We start from the raw sequence: 18,900 nt of genomic DNA, 5'->3' as shown, positions 1-18,900 counted from the left end.
AGAGATCATCGGCCATGGTGGACACGGGGCGAGCCTGCTCCTGAGCCCGTCGAATGTGCACCCCGCAGAGTGCACATTCCGGTGGTCGAGCACCGTTTCAGAGAAGGGTGCTTTCGATGCACGTTCCCGCCTGGGTCACCAGCGGTCAGTATGTCCGGTTGGCATCGATGATCCTTGCCGCCGTCATCCTGGGCGTGAGCATCGTGGGGATGCACCTCGATGAATTCCGAGGTGAGGGGATCTACGACCTCCGCGCGTTGGCGTTGACGCTGGTCCGCGTGGACGACCCGGCGCTGGTAGCCGTCGTGATCATCGCCGCTCTGCTGGTGTGCGGCTGGGCCGAAAGGGTGATGGGCAGTGTACGGATGCTGTTCGCCTTCGTAGGTGGCGGACTGATCGCCTCGGTCATCGGTCTGCTGGTCGCGGAGCTCGAGAACACCTTCCTCATTGCATTGCCGCTCAACCTTGAACCGACCGGCGGGGCGAGCCCCATCGCGGCGCTGCTCGTCGTTGCCATGGCCGCCAGCTGCTTCACAGGCCCGCTGTGGCGTCGTCGGATCCGCCTGCTCGGGGTTCTGCTCGCCGTCACCTTGTTTCTCTACTCGGCCTCCTCGGGCGACCTCTACGCACTCGTCGCCCTCCCCGTGGGTATCGCCGTGGGCATGCTCACCGGAGGAGCGAGGAGCACATCGGGCGTGCAGCGAAGCTCGCACCACGAGACGCGAGTCCTGCTTGCAGCTGTCACGACAGTGGTCGCGGTGGGACCGGTGATCGCCACCGTTTGGGGCAGTGGTGCCGGATTGCTCTCCGCCTACGGATGGCTGTCGTATGACCCGCTGGTGCTCACCGACGGGACGGTGTGCGTCCCCGGTTCGATCGCCGTTCCCTGCCCGGACGGTGCCGCGTATGACGGGCTGCAACCGAACGCGGCGTGGGTTGCCGCCGTTCCGCTCGCGGTCCTGCTCGTCGCCGCCTGGGGCATCCTGCAGGGAAGGCGAAGCGGCCTGTGGATCGCCATCGGGATGAACATCCTCATGTCTGCCGGCCTGGCGTACGTCTTCATCGCCTCAGAACCCGACACGCTCGCCTTCTTGGCCCAGGCGCAAGGCATGGACTCCGCTTTCGTCTGGCAGACGCTCATCGGTCTCGTGGTGGGGGCCGTGGTTCCCCTCGGGGTTGCACTCACCCTCTTCGCGTGTCGCCGCGCGGTGACGGTGCCGTCATCCCGCAAGTCCGCACTCGTCTTCGTCTGCACGGTGGTCGTGGCTGCCGCAGCGGCCTCTCTCGCCACGCTCGCGGGTACCCTCGCGCTCTCGGGAGGCTTCACGCCTCGACCCAGCGTCGGACAGATCGTTGCCGATCTTCCGCTGCGGTTACTTCCCCCCTCACTGATACCCGCCGGCGCAGTCACATACGTCCCCACATCGGCAGCTGCGCGAGCCCTGTGGTACCTCCCGTCGTTGCTCTTTTGGGCAGCATGCGTGTGGGCCGCTTTCCGGTTGGTAGTGACGCCTCATGCTGTTCGCGGAGCCGAGGACAGAGCCCGCGCCTACGAGTTGGTGCGCCGAGGGTGCAGCTCTCTGGGATTCATGGCAACGTGGCCAAGCAACCTCTACTGGTTCGCCACAGACGCTGACGCGGGTATCGCGTATCGGGTACACGGGCGAGTTGCCGTGACGCTCGGCGGGGCGTTCGGAGCCGACCGCAACCGTCCCGACGTCGGACGCGCCTTCATCGAGTTCTGCGGCCGGAACGGATGGACCCCCGTCTTTTACAGCGTCGACCAGAGTTTCGCTGAAGCTCTCACCCCGCTCCAATGGCAGCGCGTTCGCGTCGCCGACGAGGCGACCATAGACCCCCAAACCTGGACTCCGGCGGGCAAGAAACGTCAGGACGTGCGAACGGCGACCAACCGCGCCCAACGAGAGGGCATGCACGCGCAATGGATCACGTGGAACGAGCTGAGCCTCGTCGACCGGCTGCAGATCCGCGAGATCTCCGAAGCTTGGGTTGCCGACAAGACCATTCCGGAGATGGGGTTCACCCTCGGCAGCGTCGATGAGGCTGCCGACCCGGCGACCCGCTTCATGGTCGCGCGCGATGCGACGGGTCACATCATCGCCGTCACCACATGGATCCCCATCTTCGACGCCGAGGTGATATCCGGATATGCGCTCGACGTCATGAGACGGCGGCACGACGCGATGAACGGTGTGATGGAGTTTCTCATCGGCGCCGCCGTCGACATCACCCGTGAAGAGGGCTACACGATCCTGAGCTTGTCCGGCTCCCCCTGGCCCCACACCGCGATCAGCAGACCGCAGCTCCCTCGGCCCTGGATCGCCTCCTGGAGATGCTCAGCGGACTGCTCGAGCCCGCGTACGGGTTCCGGTCGCTCGCAAACTTCAAGAAGAAGTTTCAGCCGGACTTCACCCCGCTGTGGATGGTCTATCCCGATGCCGTCTACCTCCCGGGCATCGGTCTGGCGCTCCTGCGCTGTTACGTCCCGGGGCTCAGACTGACGCAGGCAGCGCGCCTCGCTGCGCGAGCCCGCAGGTCGCAGGACTGACCCGTGCCCGTTCCCGGCGGCCGATGGGGGTGCCGCCGCTCTCAGGAGATCGAGAGGAAGAGTCGTCGACCTGACGAAATATCACTCGAGGTCGCGGTCATAAACCACACGTACGCCGCGATGCTCACTCGTTCATACGGAACGGGGCGCGGTACCGTGAAAGGTGCATTCCATGCGCAAGCGAATCTTCGCCACCGTGACCGCCTCGATCCTCACCGTCAGCCTGCTGACGGGCGGCGCAGCAGCCCTCGCCGCCACTCACGGCGACACCAGCGGCGGCGAGGATGCCCCCTTCATCCACGGCGTCCCCACCCCGCTCATCGTCACCCCGGCAGAGCTCGCGAGAGGACCCCTCAGCCTCGAGGTCGGACAGGCCCTGATCATCGTTCCGGATGCTGACCACGACGGTGTCTGGAGCGGCGGGGGCGGATCCGACGACGACACCGTCCTCCACTTCGAAGCCGCCGTCATTGGTGCAACAGATGACGACGCATCTTCCAACGCCGGTTTCTCCGCACAGAAGGCCGGCGCAACGAAGGGATGGATCGCCGGCGTCGACGGCCAGCGCACCACATTCGACGTCACCATCACCGCGCACTGATAACGCGCCCCGGGGGTGACCGAACATTCCGTCGCCCCCGGGCACTTATGCACCGTAAGCGACATCGACCACGAACGAGCCTGCCGCAAAGTCGCCAACCTGCGGGCCAGTCACCGCTGGGTCTGTGCCACAACCCTCGGCGGCGTTCTCACGGTCGAGACTCACGACCGTCGTCGTAGCGGAGTATCCGCCACAGCCTCCGCCAATACCTCTGCCCCTCCAAACCGGGTCTTCCCACCCGAACTGCAGGGGACACCAAGAACAACGAGACCACGGCGGCAAGACCGAAGACGGGACCCGAGCCCGGAGCATCCGGGCCCGAGTCGTGAAATGTTGCCTCGTGCGTCGTAGATGATGTCGGCTGCGGCGAGCCCGCAACTCTCGCGCTGATCCACTCGCCGCCGCCGGAGGGTGTGGGGGAAGCGTCGGACGGAGAGCGAGTGTGAACGAGTCGATCTCGTGACGGGCCCGACAAAAAAGTAGGTGCCCCGGGTCGTTGCCTGCCACAAGGCGGCCGCGTCGAGCCGCGACGGTCTGATGCGGGCCGAGCGTCAAATGTGGAGCGTGATCCCGGCTCAGCCGTCGATCATTTCTGTGGATGAGGCGGGCGCGGTTGGGTCTGGCTCATGAACCAGATAGAGACCTCGCGTTGAGTTCGCCACCGAAATCGGGGCTTCCAGCCAGAGGCGGTTGAGGGAGGGCGGTCGGCTACCGATGTAACAAACTCAAGATCAGCACCTGGGTGGACCCACACCGTCTGCCGTCCGCTGCCGACACTGGAGTCTTCCTTTCAAGTAAAACGAACGGCTCCCCGCGCCGGAGCTTGTTGCTGATCTACGGTGACTGAGAGGTTGCTCTCGCATTAGATCCTGGGGCCAATTCCGACAGGCTTCCGATCTGCGAGGTTCTGGGACTGAGCGTTGTACCGTCGCTGACATCGAGCAGGCTACCCGTGGTGCGCGCAGCGAGGTCCGAAACGAGAAAGCTCACAGCGTGCGCGACGTCGGCCGGCGAACCAACGTCACCGAGTGGGGCGGCGGAGGCCATGTATTTCAGGCTACTTGGATCGCTGAATGCCGCGTGGCCGTTGTTTGTATAGCCTGGAACGACTGCGTTCACGCGAATGCCGTGAATGGCGAGTGCTGCAGCGAAATTCTTCGTCATCGATTCGAGGGCTGCCTTACTCATGGCGTAAGTAATGTTCGCGGGACTCGAAATGTGAGTGGACGCGGATGAGATGTTGACGATGCTTCCCCCGCGCGGCATCGACTGCGCCAGCTCCCGAATGAGGAAGAAGGGCGCGCGCGTGTTCACAGCCAGGAAACGGTCGTAATCCTCGATTGTGATTGATTCTCAGCTCGGACCCACCATTACGCCTGCGTTATTTACAATGGCTTTGAGCGCGGATGCGGGGTGGCGGTCTAGGAACCGACGCACCTCTTTTGTCAATGAGGCCAATCCGCTTGGCTGGCTCAGGTCGGCGTGGATCGAGCGGTGAACCCCACCACTCGCCTTCAGCTGCGTACTCAGTTGGGCCGCCCCGTTCGCGTCGCGGTTGTAGTGGACCAAGATCACGTAGCCTTCATCGATGAGGCGCATGGCGATCGCTCGCCCGACTGCGCAGCCCACGCGGAGCAAGAGTCGGACTTCGGAACGTCCGACCCCATCTCCTCCGCATGGAGGAGACTGGAGTCAACAACAACTGCGTAGCCCGCACCAAGCGGCGAAAAGAGCCCGGCCTTCACGCCGAAGAGCCATTCGCCCGCTGAAGGTGCGGGCTCTTTTCGTTCCTCGGTTCAGCTGCCACTGCGACGTGGGGAAGTGATCCCTGCAGCCACGAGTGTGGCCCGCACGGTCTTCGGATCTCGTCCCACGCGCCGGCCCACTTCGTTCATCGAGAGTCCTTCGCCGAAGAGTTCCAGCATCTGCTCCCGCTCGCTCGAGAGCACTTCAGTGCGAAGCACGACACCCACCTCGGCAAGGCGAGCGGAAACCGTCGTGTCGTGAAGACCAAACTGCTGGGCGACTTGCTCGACCGTTGCCCCGGCTCGATATGCAGCCACGAGCTGCGCCACCTCATCCGCCGTCGCACGGCGAGCTCGTCCCGGTTCCCGTGTTTCTGGGCGAACGGCCCGCGTGAGCGTCCTCGCAACCTCGCCGCTCTGCCACGCACGAAGGAGGGCGCTCACCGGGGGTGAATTAAGTGCAAGCACCTCGGTTAGAGGCACCACACGTTACTTTGAAAGACTCCGACCGAGCTCGTCGAATCCACGCTGAGTACTTCGAGTCGTTCGGCCACGGTTGAAAGCTGCTGGCTCCTACAGCGGTGTGGGTCACCGATCGGACAAGAATCGCCAACATGACAGAGCTCGTGATCGTCCCCGACTTCGTGGGTCAACCGGTCCACATCGCTCGCGATATCGCCTCGAAAGCCGGGCTGAGCCTCGCAAGCGCGGACCCTGATGGTCCGGGACTTGGAACGCGGACGTGGCCGGGTCTGTTCTGGGTGACAGGCCAGCTCCCCGCTGCCGGGGCATCCATCGAACGTGGCACGCAGGTTCAGATCGAGTTTGTCGAGGACGGTCAACCCAGGAGCGGTGCGCCCGTACGGGCGGGCTCTTAGGCGCTGAACGGGTTGAACCGAGGGTAAGCCCGTCCAGCACGTCAGCGGAGCGAGCTCATGTTCGATCACCCGAACGAGAACGTGGGCCCGTCGGAGCAGCAGACCGTTCTCCTCCTTCGCGAGGATCCCGATGCCGTGACCCCTGGCGTCAACGACGCGACCGTTGCGTCCTATCGGGCGGGGGAGCCGCTCGCAGTCATTGGCAGGGGGGCTTCCGGATCTACGTCCGGGCCCGGAACGGAGAAGTCGGAGCGCTGCGGCATCCCTCTTACACATTCAGGCCCGACCGGAAACGTCACAATGATCACGAATGCGTCGCACGAGTCCCGCGGAGTCGCCCGCGAGCTCATCTCCGTCTCGCACCCGAAGAAGGACACCCGTGATCCACGACCCGACTGAACTCGACGAGCCATCCGACTCCGTTTCCGAATTCGCCGCCGACCTCCGAGCGCTCCGAATCGAACACGGAAACCTCACCCTGGCCACACTCGCTTCGCTGACGGGCATCTCGAAGAGCGTCATCTCCGACGCGTTCGTTGGACGCAAGCTCCCCACGGAGAACACCACCGCGCTCCTCGCCGAAGCAATGGGCGGTGACCGCGCCGCTTGGTTGGCCCGCCGTCGGAATCTTGTGCCGCGCAACGTCGCGCCCCCCACAGCGCCTGCCGAACAACCCCGGCGCCGCACCATACCGATGTGGGCTACCGTCCTGATCGCCCTCAGCACCGCGGCGCTCGCGTCCGTGGTGACGAGCGTGATCTGGTCGACCGCGATCCTTCCGCCCGCGTTAGCTGCCGCGACGCCCTCTCCGACGGATAGTTATCTCGCGTATGCGGATGGCGTTGATCCCATGCAGACCCTGTGCCGTGAGGATGCCGTGATCGCGGCGAGCGAGCAGCGACAAGACGGGCAGTTCCAGGTGCAGATGCTCTACTCCAAGAAGTGCATGGCAGTGTGGGGGCGCGTCACCCGCTACGACAACCAGTCGGCGGGCAACTCCCTCACCATGCTGATCTATCCGGCCGTCGACCCGTCCTCGTCACGGAATCAAGAGCGATCAGCCTTCGATGTCCAGTCGGTCTACACCACCCTCATGATCGAGCCCGACGTCAACGCCCGCGTCTGCGGTATCGCCACCGTTACTCAGGACGGGCAGGACCCCATCCAACTCGGTCCCCCCATGTGCATCTGAACCGGCCGAGGTTCACCGGCCATCCCCCTGCGCCGCGAGACCCTCTTTCTCCCGTGAGACTGCATCTGCGTCACGAGATCACGGGGTTTGCCCGTGATCTCGTGGAGAGGATGCAGTCTCGCGGGCAGCTCGAGAGCGCTCCGCGTCACCAGGAGTTGGGTTAGGCGCCAGTGGCGTTCGCCGCGCCGACCCCGCGCCCGTCACCGCGACCGCGAGGACCGCCGTCGCGTTCACCCTCGCCCATCGCTGACCTGTCTTGTCCGTTTCTCACCCTTCCTTTCGTGTGTAGTAGGCCGTCAGCCAGTACGTGCTTGCGTCCGGGACATCGATCCGCAGGGTCGTTGTGGTCGACGGGTCATCCAGCGGCACAGCCGCGATGGAGGTGCCCGCTGTGCCGCAGGTGGCGCCCACCGTATTGGGGTGGGCCTGCTCCACAGTCACCGAGTAGGTATCCGAGCCGGTGCAGGTCAGGAGCACGACGACTTCGACCGGAGCGGCCAGTTGTGCGGCGGGCAGCGTCACGGTCTCATCCGCGCTGCCTGACAGCTCACCCGCTGGGGCGGCGCTGCGGTATTGGGCCAAGACCAGGTCTCCCTGCATGGCGAACCGTTCTTGATCCGAAAGCCCGTCCGAGGAACTCATTGAGTCTGTGGGCCCGGGGGTCTGTGTGGGGGGCGGAGAGGGCGACGCGCATGCCGTCAGCATCGCCACAAGGGAGGCGGCTCCGACGGCGGTCAGCTTCCGATGACTCTTCATGTCACACTCCCGCCTCGTCTTGCCGGCTACGACCGTCGGCCACGTTCGTGCACAACGAACATAAAGGCAAGGGGCGGCAACTCTGCGGCAGTTCACAGACATGACGGGATGCGCCCCGTATCCGGGGTTTTCGTTCTCTCGCGCGCCCTCCGAGGCCACAGGCCCGTTGCGCCGGACGCCGTGAGGTGGCTAATGGGCGCCTGCGCAGCACGGGACCGCTCACAGCTCCCTCGCGAGATGGCGCGTGGCCGTCTACGGTGTGGGGATGGATCTGCGCATCCGGAGGGCCGTCGACGTCGATCTCACTCCGGTCGCCGAGCTGCGGTGGTCATCGATCGTCGATGAGAAGAACGCCGTGCCGGCGACGGAACGTGATGCTTTCGTCGCGGCGTTCGTCGAGTGGGCGCGCGCCGCGCGACACGAGTGTTACGTCGCGGAGGTTGAGGGCGACATCCGGGGAGCGGCGTGGGTGGTGTTCACCGAGCGGGTGCCGAGTCCCCGCGCTCTGACGCGCGTCACGGCCGACCTGCAGGGTGTCTACGTCGATCCGGATTACCGAGAGCGGGGGACCGGGCAGCGTTTGATCACGCACGTGGTCGATGAGGCGACCGCTCGCGGAGCAGAGCGAGTGGTCGTTCACAGCAGCGACCTCGCCGTTCCGTTGTACGAACGCGTCGGCTTCACGTCGTCCCGCACCCTGCTGCACCTCTGACGCACCGCACCGTCTCGGGCCGAATCCGTCGCGCCGCACCGTCTCGGGCTGAATCTGTCGCGCCGCCCCACGAGACCTGCGTGTCTCAACGGTTCACGCTCGGGGTCGCTCCGGCGTGCACCAGTGAGACACGGAGCCCCGGCCGCATCGTGCGTGTCTCACGTGTGCACGATCTGGGGTGCTGGGGCGTGCACATCTGAGACACGGAGTACCCGAGAACCGACACTGGCATATCGGGCCAGTATGCAATATATTGCAAAAGTCGACGATCGTCGGCGACACAGACGAAGGGGGGCGGTATTCATGGACAACGCGGGGATCACCAATGTCGTACTGGTGCACGGGGCGTTCGCAGACGGATCCGGATGGAGGGGCGTCTACGACGTGCTCACGGCATCGGGCCACCGGGTCTCGATCGCACAGATCCCATTGACGTCGTTCGACGACGACGTCGCTGCCACCCGACGCGTGCTCGACCGACAGGACGGGCCGACGATCCTCGTCGGACACTCCTGGGGCGGCACGGTCATCACCGAGGCCGGCGTCCACGAGAAGGTCGCTGGACTCGTCTACGTCTCCGCGCTCATTCCGGATGCAGGGCAGACCAGCGGCGAGCAGTACGAGGGCTTCGCGCCCACTCCCGAGTTCGTCATCGACGTCGGCGACGACGGTTTCGGCTTCCTCGACCCCGAGGCCTTCAAGCCCGGCTTCGCCGCGGATGCGAGCGACGCGGATGCGGCCTTCCTCCGCGACGCGCAGGTGCCCGTCAACATGGCGGTCTTCGCAGCAGCGGTCACCCAGGCGGCCTGGCGCGACAAGCCCACCTGGGCAGTAATCGCCACCGACGATCGCGCCTTCGATCAGGCGATGCTCCAGCACATGGCGACACGTGCCGGTGCCGCCATCACGAACGTGGCGGCGAGCCACGCGCTGTACTTCACGCAGGCCGAAGCAGTCGCGGAGGTCATTGCGACTGCGGCGCGCGAGGCGGCATTGTCAACCAGCGCCTAAGTTCGCCTCCTAACCTGAGCGGCGTGTACCGCCGACTCGCCGTCCTACCCCTGCTCGCCGTGCTGGCGCTGGCCGGATGCGCCTCCGCCTCCGCGCGCACCAGTGCGGAGGCCTGCCTCAACGTCATGAACTCGTGGCAGGAGTACGCGAACTTCGCCGAGACCCCTGGACGCGCCGACGGTGCGGTCGCCGGGGGACGGGCCGCGGTGCGGGATGCGGTGAGTCGCGCCTCGACCGGCGCGCCGGAATGGATGCTGGCCAAGATGAAGGACGCGGAGAAGGCTCTCGACGCCGTCACCGCCGCGCCCTCGAATCCCGAGGGCAAGGCGGCGTTCAAGACCGCATCCGACGCGTTCGAGACGATCCGCAACCAGTGCAAGGCGGATCGCAACCTGTGACGGCGAGCACGCGCTCGTGCGACTAACGTGTGCCGGGTGAGCGATGCACTAGACAACGGACCCTTCTTCCACGGCACCAGGGCGCACCTGTCGCCGGGAGACCTGCTGGTCGCGGGACACCGCTCGAACTACCGTCCCGAGGTCGTGATGAACCACATCTACTTCACGGCACTGGTCGACGGTGCGGGGCTTGCGGCAGAGATCGCGGCGCGAGGTGACGATGAGACCCCGCACGTCTACGAGGTGGAGCCGACCGGACCGTTCGACAACGATCCGAATGTGACGGACAAGAAGTTCCCCGGCAATCCCACGCGCTCCTACCGCAGCGCGGCGCCGCTGCGGATCGTTCGGGAGATGACCGATTGGACTCGCCTGACGCCCGAAGCGTTGCAGTCGTGGCGGGATCGCATCGACGCTCTCAACAGCAACCCTGAGGCGCAGATCATCAACTGACCGGGGCGGCGTCGGTCACAGCAGCACCGAGAGGCGCTTCTTCTTGCGGTTCTCCGCCACGATCCACGCGACATCGGCATCCGACGTATCGAGCCTCAGGAAGGTGGGCAACGCGGCAGGCGGATCGGCGGCGACCGCCACGCTCCAGCCGTAGCCGAGGGCTTGTCGCAACGTCCGGACATCCGCGTCTCGACGCGCGACGGCGGGTCGCCCAGCCAACAGTTCGGTCGCGCGGCGACAGACCTCGACGGCGACGGCGGCGGATGCGGGGGAGCGCAGCAGACGCGGCTCGCAGATCGCCGCCACCGCGGCGCGCTGCACGAGCGGGTCATCCGACTCGGCCCACGCGGTCACGATCTCCGTCAGCCGTGCGAAGTTGCGATCGCCCAAGGCTGCAGTCCCATGGCCACGCCTTCGCGTACGCGCCATCGCCCATCGGATGCGGCGCGCCACGCGGCGGCGGCGTACTCCGACTCATCGGCGCGAGCCCCGTAGGCCGTCGCGACGCACATGGCGGTGAACTCGTCGTCGCGGGAGCGGAGCGCGAGGAGAGCGGACTCGTCGGCGACGACGGCGAATGCCGTGGCCAACGCGGTGTTCGCTCGGGGGCCGGGCAGCCCGGAGTTCGCGTCGAGCAGCGTCGCCCACTCCTCGACGGGCAGCTGGCGCAATCGCGCCTGCCAGTCGGTCATACCGCTGACCGTATCCCGCCCGACACGACCTTGGAACGTCAGGCGCCGGGAGAATGCGTGGATGCGACGTGCGTGTCCATGCGCCGCAGCCAGTCGCGGATCAGCGCGGTCGTGATCTGCGGCTGCTCCAGGTGCACGTTGTGCCCCGCGAGGTCCAGGACCGCGTACGTGCCGCGCGGATAGTGGTCGCGAAAACGCCATCCGTCCTCGTAACCCACCACATCGTCCTGCCGCCCGAAAAGGTGCAGCGCCGGCAGGGTGAACGGCTCGGGGTGCGCCAGTTCGGGAACCGCGGGCAGCGTGTAGTCGGCCGCGATGCGGTCGATGACGGCCGGGTCGGAGCCGCGCAGGCCGGGAAGGACGTACTCGGTGAACGCGGCGAACGCCGCCGCATCCTGCACGACGCTCGCCTCCGCGAAGTCGCCGCGAGCATCACCCGCAGCGTCGAGTGCGGCCGCGTCGACACGGAGCACCTGCCGCGGCGGCACGATGCGCGCATCATGGCGGGGCTCGAAGACACCGGCGAGCGTGGCCAGCCCCAGCAGCTGTTCGCGCATCTCGTGCGCGACGTAGCGGGCGATCATCGCGCCGAAAGAGTTGCCGATGATCGCGAACGGCACCTTGCCGAGCGCCGAGCGTACATCGTCGATGACCGATGAGGCGACGTCGAGAGCGCTCGCAACATCAGACGGCGGTGAGCCCTCCGCCCATGGCAGATCGAGGTAGATGCGTCGCCAGGGCAGGTCGCCGATCGCTTCCTCCAGGGGAAGCATGATGCGGTGATCGACGCCGAAGCCGTGGATGATGACGATCGGGTGGCCGGATCCGGAGGTGCGTGCGATCACTCCTCGAGAGTATGTCGCGCCTGCGACATCGTGGCCGTTCGGTTCAAGACGCGGGAAGCGGCGCGCACCTACCGTGGTGTCCATGGCACTGAGACTCGGATTCATCGGCATCGTCACGCAGGACATGGCCGCCTCGCTCGCGTTCTACCGCTCGCTGGGAGTCGACATTCCCCCCGGGCAGGACGACGCCCCGCATGTCGATGCGCGGCTGGATGACGGGGTCGCCCTCGCCTGGGACACGGTCGACACGATCCGCAGCTTCGACCCGGCGTACGAGCCCGCATCCGGAGGTCATCGGATCGCACTCGCGTTCGATCAGGGGACGCCGGATCGGGTGGATGCGGTGTTCGCCGGGCTTGTGGATGCAGGCTACGCGGGTCACGTCGCACCGTGGGATGCGCCGTGGGGTCAGCGATACGCGACCCTCCTCGACCCCGACGGCAACTCGATCGATCTCTACGCGGCGCTCGACGCGAACTGAGCGGGGCTCGCGCCCGCCAGTCGTCGGAACTCTCGTGTGAAATGCGGCTGGTCGGCAAAGCCCGCGGCCGCGGCGACGTCCGCGAGGGGGAGGCCCGTCCGCAGGAGTTCCCGTGCGCGCCGCGCCCGCTCGATACGCACCAGGGTGGCGTACCCGTACCCGAAGCGCTCACGCATCCGACGGCGGAAGGTGCGCTCGGTCTCGTTCATCTCGGCAGCGACGTGGGCGGCGGGAATCCCGCGCTCCGCGCGCGTCTGGACGGCGCGCGACCACGGATTGTCCGCGGCGGCGCGGCCGGCGATCTCGACGAGCGCGGCGGTGGGATGCGGCCCGTCGCCGAAGCGGACCATCCGCTCGCGCAGGCGACGCGCCGCATCGGCGGTCACGGTGTCGGCGAGGGGAACGAGCCGATCCGCGAGTTGGGGGAGAGCCGCGGCGAGGAGTCCGTGCGCGCGGCCCGGCGACAGACGCAGCCCGAACGAGCCGTTCGCCGGGTCGGCGACGGCGGCGATCCACCGCGTCGACGGGCCGGCGACATAGACGTCGTCGTCCAGCAGGATGAGATCGACGCATCCGTCGGCGGGTACGGCGCCGCCCGCGCCGCCGTTCGAGCGCCAGAGCGCCGATCCATCGGGCAGTGCGAGCTCGGTGTACACGTTGCCATTGTGCCTGCGGGCCGCAACAGGCGTGCGGTCAGATTCCCGCCGCCCGCACCAGAACGTCGTTGCGTTGCCGGATGAGCCGCCGCAGATACGGGACCAGAACGAGTCGTTCGGCCAGTCGACCGAACACGGGAGACGCGATCGTGAGCACATCGGTCATGACCGTCTGCCCATCGTGCGTCTCGAATCGATGCTCATGACGGAAGACGCGAAACGGGCCGCGCACCTGCTCGTCGACGAAGCGGCGCGGACGATCGAGCGCGGTGATCTCGGACGTCATCCGAAAGCGCCAACCGAAGTGCCGCGCGCTCCAGGTGACGGTCTCGCCCAGACCGATGAGGCCGCTCGTGACTCCGGCGACGGCGCGTTCACCGGAACGTGCCATCGACTGGACGTGCGCGTCGATGCTCAGCGACTGATCGAACAGTCGCTCGACGGGCACCGGAGCGCGGGTGATGACGGTGAAACTCGAGACCATGCAGTGACTCCTCCTATCCGATGTGGTCCGGGCTGCGACCTCGCGTCAGATCGCATCCTCGAGATGCGGCCGTCGGAAGACGTAGCCGGCCGAGCCGAGCACGCCCGGGACGACCCAACGGCTCTTGAGGACGAGCTCCGGTTCGGTACGCAGCACCCACATCGCGGGCTCCAGCATCCATCGCCAGGCGGGCAGGCCGATCGGCATGCCCGTCTTCCGGCGCAGCGCGCGCATGAGCGTGCGGTTGTCGGTCGGCTCGGGGCTCGCGAGGTTGACGGCGCCTTCGATCTCCTCGTGCGCGCCCAGGAACCGGACGGCGCCGATCACGTCGTCGATGTGGATCCAGCTGAACTTCTGACGTCCCCGCGTGCGATGCCAGCTTGAGCGCGTGCGGCCGGTCGGGTGCGCTCCGATACCTCGGTAGCGGCGGTGGGGGAACCAGGGCGAGTCGATCTGCGGCCCGCCCAGTCCCCAACGGGCGAGCCTGCGCAGCATGTCGGGCGCTGGGCCGTCGCCGAGCACGATCGCCATCCGCAGCGCCACGCGCCGAGTACCGGGCAGCTCGCCCGCGAAGAACTCCCGTTCCCACTCCCGCGCGACATCCACGGAGAATCCCTCTCCGACGACGCCGGACGCCTCGTCGTTGGGACGCTGCTCCTCGTGCCGATAGATGGTCGCCGTGGACGCGTTCACCCACAGCGACGGCGGGTTCTCGGCGGCTGCCACGGCGTGGCGGAGGGCACGAGTGGTGTCGACGCGGGAGCGCAGGATCTCGTTCCGGTTGACGTCGGTGTACCGGCAGTCCACGGACTTGCCGGCGAGGTTGATGAGGAGCTCCGCGCCGTCGACGGCAGCCGCCAGGGCGGCCGGGCCGTCCCAGTTCACGTGCTCCGTGCGACCGATGCGTCGTATTTGGTATCCGTCGGCTCGCAGCGCCTCGACGATCTCGCGCCCCACGAACCCGCTCGCTCCCGCGACGACCGCCGCCCGCGTGTCCGCCATCTACTCCACCCTCTGTCGTCCGCCCGTGCCTCGACCGTACCGTCGTCTCGCGGCTCGGCCCCACGGAGCCCGCGATAATGGAGCCGATGGAGCCGTGGGAACTGCGCGAGTGGCATGCCGAGTACCTCGACGCCTGCAACCGTCACGACCTCGATGCGGTGCGCGGCCTCGTCGATCCGGAGGTGCGTCGCGCGCACCTGCCGGGCGGACGGGATGCGTGGATCGCCGATCTCGCGGATCTGTTCCACGCGTTCCCCGACTGGCAGTGGCGCCGCATCCAGCTCGTGATCGAGGACGACCGGATCGCGGCGCACCTGCGCGGCAGCGGAACTCACGCCGGCGTCTACCGCGGCATCTCGGCCACACGTCGCCACGTGAACGTCGCGGAGTTCGCGATATACCGGGTGTCCGGTGGAAGCATCGCGGAGTTCACGGGAACCGGCGACGCGGAACTGCTCCGACAGCTCGGCGTATGACTCGTGTCAGTGCGCGGCGTCGTATGCGTCGATGACGGATGCGGCGACGCGTCCGCGCTCCGACACCTGGTGACCGTTGGCCTTCGCCCACTCACGGATCGCGGTGAGGTCGCGCGAGGAGGACGTCGATCGCGCGCGTGACCTGGCGGGCGCTGCTGACCGAGCGGACGAGATGCGACGGGCCGCCGACACGTAGGGCGCCATCGCGTCGCGCAGGGCGGCGGCGTTCGCATCCGAGAGGTCGATCTCGTAGGCGATGCCGTCGAGGGAGAAGAGCACGGTCTCACCCTCGCCCACCTCCAGAACGGAGTCGTCGAGGTCGTCTACGAGCTGGTGGACGATTCTGCGCGCCATGACGTCACCATACAGATCCGCGGCTGATCAGGGCAGCAGCCGCGCCCGGCGCGCCTTCGCCACCGCGGCGTGCCGCGTCGTGGCCTCCAGCTTCGACATCGCCGCAGCCAGATACGACTTGACGGTCGTCTCCTTCAACGCGAGCTCCTGAGCGATCTGTGCGTTGGTCGACCCGAGAGCGGCGCACGCGAGAACGTCCAACTCGCGTGGGGAGAGCTGCACCGCTGTCGACGACGCGGGACGATCGCCCGCCACCACCTCGGCGAGGCGGCGTTCCACGGCGGCGAGACGCTCGCGCAGGGCGGCGTCGCTGACCGTGGCGGAGATCGCCCGTAGCTGGGCGAAACTCTCCCGCACCTGCTCGCGCGCCGCCGCATCCCATGCGCTCTCCGGGGCCGCATCCTCTGCACGCTCGACACGGCGCGCGACCTCGTCGCGGATGCGGAGCTCCGAGGCGAGGGCGTCTGCGATCTTCAACGCCGGCGCCGCCGTCACATCATCGACGGCCGTCTGGCCCCAGGACCCGCAGTACAGCACTCCGCGGGTGCGGCCGGCCGCGATGACGGGGACCGCGAAGAGCGTCGCGATGCCTTCGCCGAGGATCGGACCGTCGTAGTCGTGGGTGATCCCGCGCGCGCTGCGGTAGTCCAACGCGAGGCGCGGCCGCTTCTCGGTGAGCGCCCGTCCGCCGAGCCCGCGTTGCTCACGGACGATGAGGCCCTCGATCGTCCTCCCGCGCGCGCCGACGATGCAACTCACGTGCACGGAGTGCTCGCGGACGAGCCCGCCGAAGGCGACGGGAAAGCGCGTGCGGGCGACCAGATCGTGGACGGCGCGCGTCATCAGTTGCAGATCGCTGGTGGTTCCGGGGGACATAGGTGCTACCTACTTCCGGGGGTGTCGGCCTCGTTGCCGATTTTCGTAGCGTCGACCCTACCATCGCCGCGAAGAGGCGACGACGGCTCGGATGGACACCCCGCATCGGCGGCATGAGGCAAGGAGGCCACATGACTGAATCGCACGACCGCGCCGCCGACGGCGCGGGAATCGACTACATCGAGGTGGAGGAATCACCCCCGTTCCAACGCCTGAAACGAGCGCAGCGCGCGTTCGTCTTCCCCCTCGCGATCGCGTTCCTGCTCTGGTATTTCGCCTACGTGCTGCTCTCTTCGTTCGCGGCGGACTTCATGGCCACGCGCGTCTCGGGCGACATCACCGTGGGGCTGCTGCTCGGGCTCGGTCAGTTCGTCTCGACGTTCGTCATCACGATGGCTTACGTCGCCTACGCCAACCGGCGCCTCGACCCGCAGTCGCGAGCGATCCGTGAGGACCTGGAGCGGCGAGAGGCGGGTGCGCGATGAACGAGGTCTTCGGAGCCATCCACGCAGCCGTTCAGACGGTCGAGAACGATCCTGTCCTGAACATCTCCATCTTCGCGGCGTTCGTCGCGGTGACGCTCTTCATCGTCATCCGCGCGTCGCGCAACAACAAGACCGCCGCCGACTACTACGCGGCCGGTCGCTCGTTCACCGGGCCTCAGAACGGCTTCGCGATCGCCGGCGACTATCTGTCGGCCGCATCCTTCCTCGGAATCTGCGGTGCCATCGCGATCAACGGCTACGACGGGTTCCTCTATTCGATCGGGTTCCTGGTGGCGTGGCTGGTCGCGCTGCTGCTCGTCGCAGAGCTCATGCGCAACACCGGACGCTTCACGATGGCCGACGTGCTGTCGTTCCGCCTGAAGGAACGACCGGTGCGGATGGCGGCGGCGATCACCACCCTCGCGGTGTGCTTCTTCTATCTGCTCGCGCAGATGGCGGGCGCCGGCGGTCTGGTCTCGCTGCTGCTGGGCATCGGCGACCAGATCGGGCAGTCGATCGTCGTCGCGGTGGTCGGTGTGCTGATGATCGTCTACGTGCTCATCGGCGGGATGAAGGGCACGACCTGGGTGCAGATCGTGAAGGCCTTCCTGCTCATCGGCGGCGCGCTCGTGATGACCGTCTGGGTGCTCGCGATCAACGGATTCAACCTGAACACGCTGCTCGAGAGCGCGGTCGCCGCCTCGCCCAAGGGTGAAGCGGTGCTGGGTCCGGGTCTGCAGTACGGCAAGAACCCGTGGGACTTCATCTCGCTCGCTCTCGCGCTCGTGCTCGGTACGGCGGGCCTGCCGCACGTGCTGATGCGCTTCTATACGGTGCCCACCGCGAAGGAGGCACGTCGTTCGGTGGTGTGGGCGATCTGGTTGATCGGCCTCTTCTATCTGCTCACGCTCGTGCTCGGCTACGGCGCGGGAGCACTGGTCGGGCCCGAGACGATCGCGGCGGCGCCGGGCGGCGTCAACTCCGCGGCCCCGCTTCTCGCCCTCTACCTGGGTGGCCCGGTCCTTCTCGGCTTCATCTCCGCGGTGGCGTTCGCGACGATCCTCGCGGTCGTCGCGGGCCTCACGATCACGGCGGCGGCCTCGTTCGCGCACGACATCTACGCCAGCGTCGTGAAGAAGGGCAACGTTCCGCCGGACGGTGAGGTGAAGGTCGCGCGGCGCACGGTGATCGTCATCGGCGTGTTGGCCATCCTCGGCGGCATCGGCGTTCAGGGTCAGAACGTGGCGTTCCTGGTCGCTCTGGCGTTCGCCGTCGCGGCCTCGGCGAACCTGCCCACCATCCTGTTCTCGCTGTTCTGGCGCAAGTTCACGACGCGCGGGGCGGTGTGGAGCATGTACGGCGGGCTCGGGGCGGCGATCGTGCTGATCGTGCTGTCGCCCGTGTTCTGGGGTACGCCCACAAGCGTGTTCAAGGACGTGGGTGTCGCGATCTGGCCGCTCAACAACCCGGGCATCATCTCGATCCCGTTGGGCTTCTTCCTCGGGTGGCTGGGGTCGGTGACCTCGCGCCGCGCTGAGGATCGGAAGAAGGCCGCGGAGATGGAGGTGCGCTCACTCACCGGGTTCGGCGCCGAGAAGGCCGTCGACCACTAGCGACATCGTCCGGCGGGCGGCCTACACGCCCGCCGGACGATGCGCGGCCTCGAGATCGAGCAGGTAGCGCTTGTGCTCGGGGCGCCCCCCGTACTCGCCGATCGAACCGTCGGAGCGGATCACGCGATGCGCGGGGATCACGAGCGAGATCGGCGTGTGAGCGCAGGCCGAGCCGACGGCGCGATGCGCCCGCGGCGAGCCGGCCTCCGCCGCGATCTCGCCGTAGCTCACGGTCTCGCCGTACGGGATGCGGGAGATCGCCTCCAACGCGTCGCGGGCGAAGCCGCCCACGAGACTCAGATCCAGGTCGATGTCGAACGCGGTGCGCGATCCCTCGAAGTACTCGTCCACCTGCGCCAGCAGAGCGTCCGCGTCGTCGTCGATCGGCACCGGCTCCCGACCCAGACGCTCGGTCCACGCTGCGAGGGCGGAGCCGAGCGGGACGGAGAGGAACTCGAAGCCGATGAGGCCGGCGTCGCTCGTGAGAACGAGCGCGTCGCCGAGGGGCGTGGGATGGATGCGGAAGCCGGTCGGAGTCATGAGTTCATCCTTCTCGTGCGCGCAGTCCGTCCCCGGTGAAAGCGTCCGACCGGCGCACAACGCGCGGGGCGGGTGATCGTG

Annotated in this window: 22 protein-coding genes and 2 pseudogenes; 12 read left to right on the top strand and 12 right to left on the bottom strand. The window is 67.2% G+C overall.

From position 1 onward, the window contains the following. Positions 1-53: 53 nt before the first annotated feature. Together AC1VNH_RS05800 and AC1VNH_RS05795 are read left to right on the top strand one after the other, a co-directional pair. A pseudogene (locus tag AC1VNH_RS05800) lies at positions 54-2,569 on the top strand (bifunctional lysylphosphatidylglycerol flippase/synthetase MprF). Between the two features lie 172 nt (positions 2,570-2,741). After that, a complete protein-coding gene (locus AC1VNH_RS05795; RefSeq protein WP_483110295.1) occupies positions 2,742-3,170 on the top strand; it encodes a hypothetical protein in 429 nt (142 codons plus the stop codon). 834 nt (positions 3,171-4,004) lie between these two features. Here AC1VNH_RS05795 and AC1VNH_RS05790 read toward each other — a convergent pair. Together AC1VNH_RS05790 and AC1VNH_RS05785 are read right to left on the bottom strand one after the other, a co-directional pair. Then, a pseudogene (locus AC1VNH_RS05790) lies at positions 4,005-4,799 on the bottom strand (SDR family NAD(P)-dependent oxidoreductase). A gap of 167 nt (positions 4,800-4,966) precedes the next feature. Next, the gene (locus AC1VNH_RS05785) at positions 4,967-5,245 is read right to left on the bottom strand and encodes a helix-turn-helix domain-containing protein (protein ID WP_483110294.1); all 279 of its coding nucleotides are present in this window, start codon (positions 5,243-5,245) and stop codon (positions 4,967-4,969) included. A 284-nt stretch (positions 5,246-5,529) separates the two neighbouring features. Here AC1VNH_RS05785 and AC1VNH_RS05780 point away from each other — a divergent pair, with 284 nt between their 5' ends. Further along, positions 5,530-5,793 carry a PASTA domain-containing protein gene (locus AC1VNH_RS05780; RefSeq protein WP_483110293.1) on the top strand — a complete coding sequence of 88 codons (264 nt, stop codon included), beginning with the start codon at positions 5,530-5,532 and terminating at the stop codon, positions 5,791-5,793. 379 nt (positions 5,794-6,172) lie between these two features. After that, on the top strand, positions 6,173-6,985 hold the full coding sequence (locus AC1VNH_RS05775; RefSeq protein WP_483110292.1) for a DUF2690 domain-containing protein: 813 nt from the start codon (positions 6,173-6,175) through the stop codon (positions 6,983-6,985). A gap of 267 nt (positions 6,986-7,252) precedes the next feature. On the opposite strand, the gene AC1VNH_RS05770 is transcribed toward AC1VNH_RS05775, so the two are convergent. After that, the gene (locus AC1VNH_RS05770) at positions 7,253-7,627 is read right to left on the bottom strand and encodes a hypothetical protein (RefSeq protein WP_483110291.1); all 375 of its coding nucleotides are present in this window, start codon (positions 7,625-7,627) and stop codon (positions 7,253-7,255) included. Between the two features lie 379 nt (positions 7,628-8,006). On the opposite strand from AC1VNH_RS05770, the gene AC1VNH_RS05765 reads away from it, so the two are divergent. The 4 genes from AC1VNH_RS05765 to arr all read left to right on the top strand — a co-directional run bounded on the left by AC1VNH_RS05765 (position 8,007) and on the right by arr (position 10,315). Further along, on the top strand, positions 8,007-8,453 hold the full coding sequence (locus AC1VNH_RS05765) for a GNAT family N-acetyltransferase (RefSeq protein ID WP_483110290.1): 447 nt from the start codon (positions 8,007-8,009) through the stop codon (positions 8,451-8,453). Positions 8,454-8,756: 303 nt separating this feature from the next. Then, positions 8,757-9,464, top strand: coding sequence for an alpha/beta fold hydrolase (locus AC1VNH_RS05760; RefSeq protein WP_483110289.1), 708 nt, complete (start codon positions 8,757-8,759; stop codon positions 9,462-9,464). Positions 9,465-9,487: 23 nt separating this feature from the next. Further along, complete coding sequence (locus tag AC1VNH_RS05755) at positions 9,488-9,862, top strand: hypothetical protein (protein ID WP_483110288.1); 375 nt, start codon at positions 9,488-9,490, stop codon at positions 9,860-9,862. A gap of 36 nt (positions 9,863-9,898) precedes the next feature. Continuing rightward, positions 9,899-10,315 carry an NAD(+)--rifampin ADP-ribosyltransferase gene (arr, locus tag AC1VNH_RS05750; RefSeq protein ID WP_483110287.1) on the top strand — a complete coding sequence of 139 codons (417 nt, stop codon included), beginning with the start codon at positions 9,899-9,901 and terminating at the stop codon, positions 10,313-10,315. Positions 10,316-10,330: 15 nt separating this feature from the next. On the opposite strand, the gene AC1VNH_RS05745 is transcribed toward arr, so the two are convergent. Genes AC1VNH_RS05745 through AC1VNH_RS05735 form a run of 3 tightly spaced genes read right to left on the bottom strand, consistent with a single transcriptional unit; the run spans position 10,331 to position 11,852 of the window. After that, positions 10,331-10,705, bottom strand: coding sequence for a hypothetical protein (locus tag AC1VNH_RS05745; RefSeq protein ID WP_483110286.1), 375 nt, complete (start codon positions 10,703-10,705; stop codon positions 10,331-10,333). Next, a complete protein-coding gene (locus tag AC1VNH_RS05740; protein ID WP_483110285.1) occupies positions 10,678-11,007 on the bottom strand; it encodes a hypothetical protein in 330 nt (109 codons plus the stop codon). Before AC1VNH_RS05740 ends, AC1VNH_RS05745 begins: the two co-directional genes overlap by 28 nt. Before the next feature lie 38 nt (positions 11,008-11,045). Further along, complete coding sequence (locus AC1VNH_RS05735) at positions 11,046-11,852, bottom strand: alpha/beta fold hydrolase (RefSeq protein ID WP_483110284.1); 807 nt, start codon at positions 11,850-11,852, stop codon at positions 11,046-11,048. Positions 11,853-11,934: 82 nt separating this feature from the next. Here AC1VNH_RS05735 and AC1VNH_RS05730 point away from each other — a divergent pair, with 82 nt between their 5' ends. Further along, positions 11,935-12,333 carry a VOC family protein gene (locus tag AC1VNH_RS05730; protein WP_483110283.1) on the top strand — a complete coding sequence of 133 codons (399 nt, stop codon included), beginning with the start codon at positions 11,935-11,937 and terminating at the stop codon, positions 12,331-12,333. On the opposite strand, the gene AC1VNH_RS05725 is transcribed toward AC1VNH_RS05730, so the two are convergent. The 3 genes from AC1VNH_RS05725 to AC1VNH_RS05715 are packed head-to-tail and all read right to left on the bottom strand — an operon-like array spanning position 12,309 to position 14,475. Next, complete coding sequence (locus AC1VNH_RS05725; protein ID WP_483110282.1) at positions 12,309-12,989, bottom strand: helix-turn-helix domain-containing protein; 681 nt, start codon at positions 12,987-12,989, stop codon at positions 12,309-12,311. The genes AC1VNH_RS05730 and AC1VNH_RS05725 overlap by 25 nt on opposite strands. A gap of 37 nt (positions 12,990-13,026) precedes the next feature. Continuing rightward, entirely contained in the window at positions 13,027-13,473 is a 447-nt protein-coding gene (locus AC1VNH_RS05720; RefSeq protein WP_483110281.1) for an SRPBCC family protein, read from the bottom strand. 45 nt (positions 13,474-13,518) lie between these two features. Further along, positions 13,519-14,475, bottom strand: coding sequence for an epimerase (locus AC1VNH_RS05715; RefSeq protein ID WP_483110280.1), 957 nt, complete (start codon positions 14,473-14,475; stop codon positions 13,519-13,521). A gap of 86 nt (positions 14,476-14,561) precedes the next feature. Between AC1VNH_RS05715 and AC1VNH_RS05710 the strand changes: the two genes are divergently transcribed. Then, positions 14,562-14,951: an ester cyclase gene (locus AC1VNH_RS05710; RefSeq protein ID WP_483110279.1), complete on the top strand. Its 390-nt coding sequence runs from the start codon at positions 14,562-14,564 to the stop codon at positions 14,949-14,951. A 6-nt stretch (positions 14,952-14,957) separates the two neighbouring features. Here AC1VNH_RS05710 and AC1VNH_RS05705 read toward each other — a convergent pair whose 3' ends face one another. Both AC1VNH_RS05705 and AC1VNH_RS05700 read right to left on the bottom strand, forming a co-directional pair. After that, positions 14,958-15,305, bottom strand: a complete 348-nt coding sequence (locus AC1VNH_RS05705) for a histone-like nucleoid-structuring protein Lsr2 (RefSeq protein ID WP_483110278.1) — start codon at positions 15,303-15,305, stop codon at positions 14,958-14,960. Positions 15,306-15,332: 27 nt separating this feature from the next. Next, positions 15,333-16,181: a LuxR C-terminal-related transcriptional regulator gene (locus AC1VNH_RS05700; RefSeq protein WP_483110277.1), complete on the bottom strand. Its 849-nt coding sequence runs from the start codon at positions 16,179-16,181 to the stop codon at positions 15,333-15,335. 131 nt (positions 16,182-16,312) lie between these two features. Between AC1VNH_RS05700 and AC1VNH_RS05695 the strand changes: the two genes are divergently transcribed. Both AC1VNH_RS05695 and AC1VNH_RS05690 read left to right on the top strand, forming a co-directional pair. After that, the gene (locus AC1VNH_RS05695) at positions 16,313-16,666 is read left to right on the top strand and encodes a DUF485 domain-containing protein (protein WP_234074925.1); all 354 of its coding nucleotides are present in this window, start codon (positions 16,313-16,315) and stop codon (positions 16,664-16,666) included. Beyond that, complete coding sequence (locus AC1VNH_RS05690) at positions 16,663-18,279, top strand: solute symporter family protein (protein WP_307323913.1); 1,617 nt, start codon at positions 16,663-16,665, stop codon at positions 18,277-18,279. Before AC1VNH_RS05695 ends, AC1VNH_RS05690 begins: the two co-directional genes overlap by 4 nt. Before the next feature lie 21 nt (positions 18,280-18,300). Here AC1VNH_RS05690 and AC1VNH_RS05685 read toward each other — a convergent pair whose 3' ends face one another. After that, positions 18,301-18,819 carry a methylated-DNA--[protein]-cysteine S-methyltransferase gene (locus AC1VNH_RS05685; protein ID WP_483110276.1) on the bottom strand — a complete coding sequence of 173 codons (519 nt, stop codon included), beginning with the start codon at positions 18,817-18,819 and terminating at the stop codon, positions 18,301-18,303. Positions 18,820-18,900: the final 81 nt, after the last annotated feature.

Source organism: Microbacterium sp. KU4F, assembly GCF_056868075.1.
Note: the sequence above shows the minus strand (reverse complement) of the source record. Positions and strands in the feature narration are given on the sequence as shown.

Excerpts from the sequence above, each read along its gene's own strand:
- AC1VNH_RS05795 (WP_483110295.1), top strand. The coding sequence starts at position 2,742 with ATGCGCAAGCGAATCTTCGCCACCGTGACCGCCTCGATCCTCACCGTC.
- AC1VNH_RS05780 (WP_483110293.1), top strand. The coding sequence starts at position 5,530 with ATGACAGAGCTCGTGATCGTCCCCGACTTCGTGGGTCAACCGGTCCAC.
- AC1VNH_RS05770 (WP_483110291.1), bottom strand. The coding sequence starts at position 7,627 with ATGAGTTCCTCGGACGGGCTTTCGGATCAAGAACGGTTCGCCATGCAG.
- AC1VNH_RS05765 (WP_483110290.1), top strand. The coding sequence starts at position 8,007 with ATGGATCTGCGCATCCGGAGGGCCGTCGACGTCGATCTCACTCCGGTC.
- AC1VNH_RS05760 (WP_483110289.1), top strand. The coding sequence starts at position 8,757 with ATGGACAACGCGGGGATCACCAATGTCGTACTGGTGCACGGGGCGTTC.
- AC1VNH_RS05740 (WP_483110285.1), bottom strand. The coding sequence starts at position 11,007 with ATGACCGACTGGCAGGCGCGATTGCGCCAGCTGCCCGTCGAGGAGTGG.
- AC1VNH_RS05730 (WP_483110283.1), top strand. The coding sequence starts at position 11,935 with ATGGCACTGAGACTCGGATTCATCGGCATCGTCACGCAGGACATGGCC.
- AC1VNH_RS05720 (WP_483110281.1), bottom strand. The coding sequence starts at position 13,473 with ATGGTCTCGAGTTTCACCGTCATCACCCGCGCTCCGGTGCCCGTCGAG.
- AC1VNH_RS05715 (WP_483110280.1), bottom strand. The coding sequence starts at position 14,475 with ATGGCGGACACGCGGGCGGCGGTCGTCGCGGGAGCGAGCGGGTTCGTG.
- AC1VNH_RS05710 (WP_483110279.1), top strand. The coding sequence starts at position 14,562 with ATGGAGCCGTGGGAACTGCGCGAGTGGCATGCCGAGTACCTCGACGCC.
- AC1VNH_RS05705 (WP_483110278.1), bottom strand. The coding sequence starts at position 15,305 with ATGGCGCGCAGAATCGTCCACCAGCTCGTAGACGACCTCGACGACTCC.
- AC1VNH_RS05700 (WP_483110277.1), bottom strand. The coding sequence starts at position 16,181 with ATGTCCCCCGGAACCACCAGCGATCTGCAACTGATGACGCGCGCCGTC.
- AC1VNH_RS05695 (WP_234074925.1), top strand. The coding sequence starts at position 16,313 with ATGACTGAATCGCACGACCGCGCCGCCGACGGCGCGGGAATCGACTAC.
- AC1VNH_RS05690 (WP_307323913.1), top strand. The coding sequence starts at position 16,663 with ATGAACGAGGTCTTCGGAGCCATCCACGCAGCCGTTCAGACGGTCGAG.
- AC1VNH_RS05685 (WP_483110276.1), bottom strand. The coding sequence starts at position 18,819 with ATGACTCCGACCGGCTTCCGCATCCATCCCACGCCCCTCGGCGACGCG.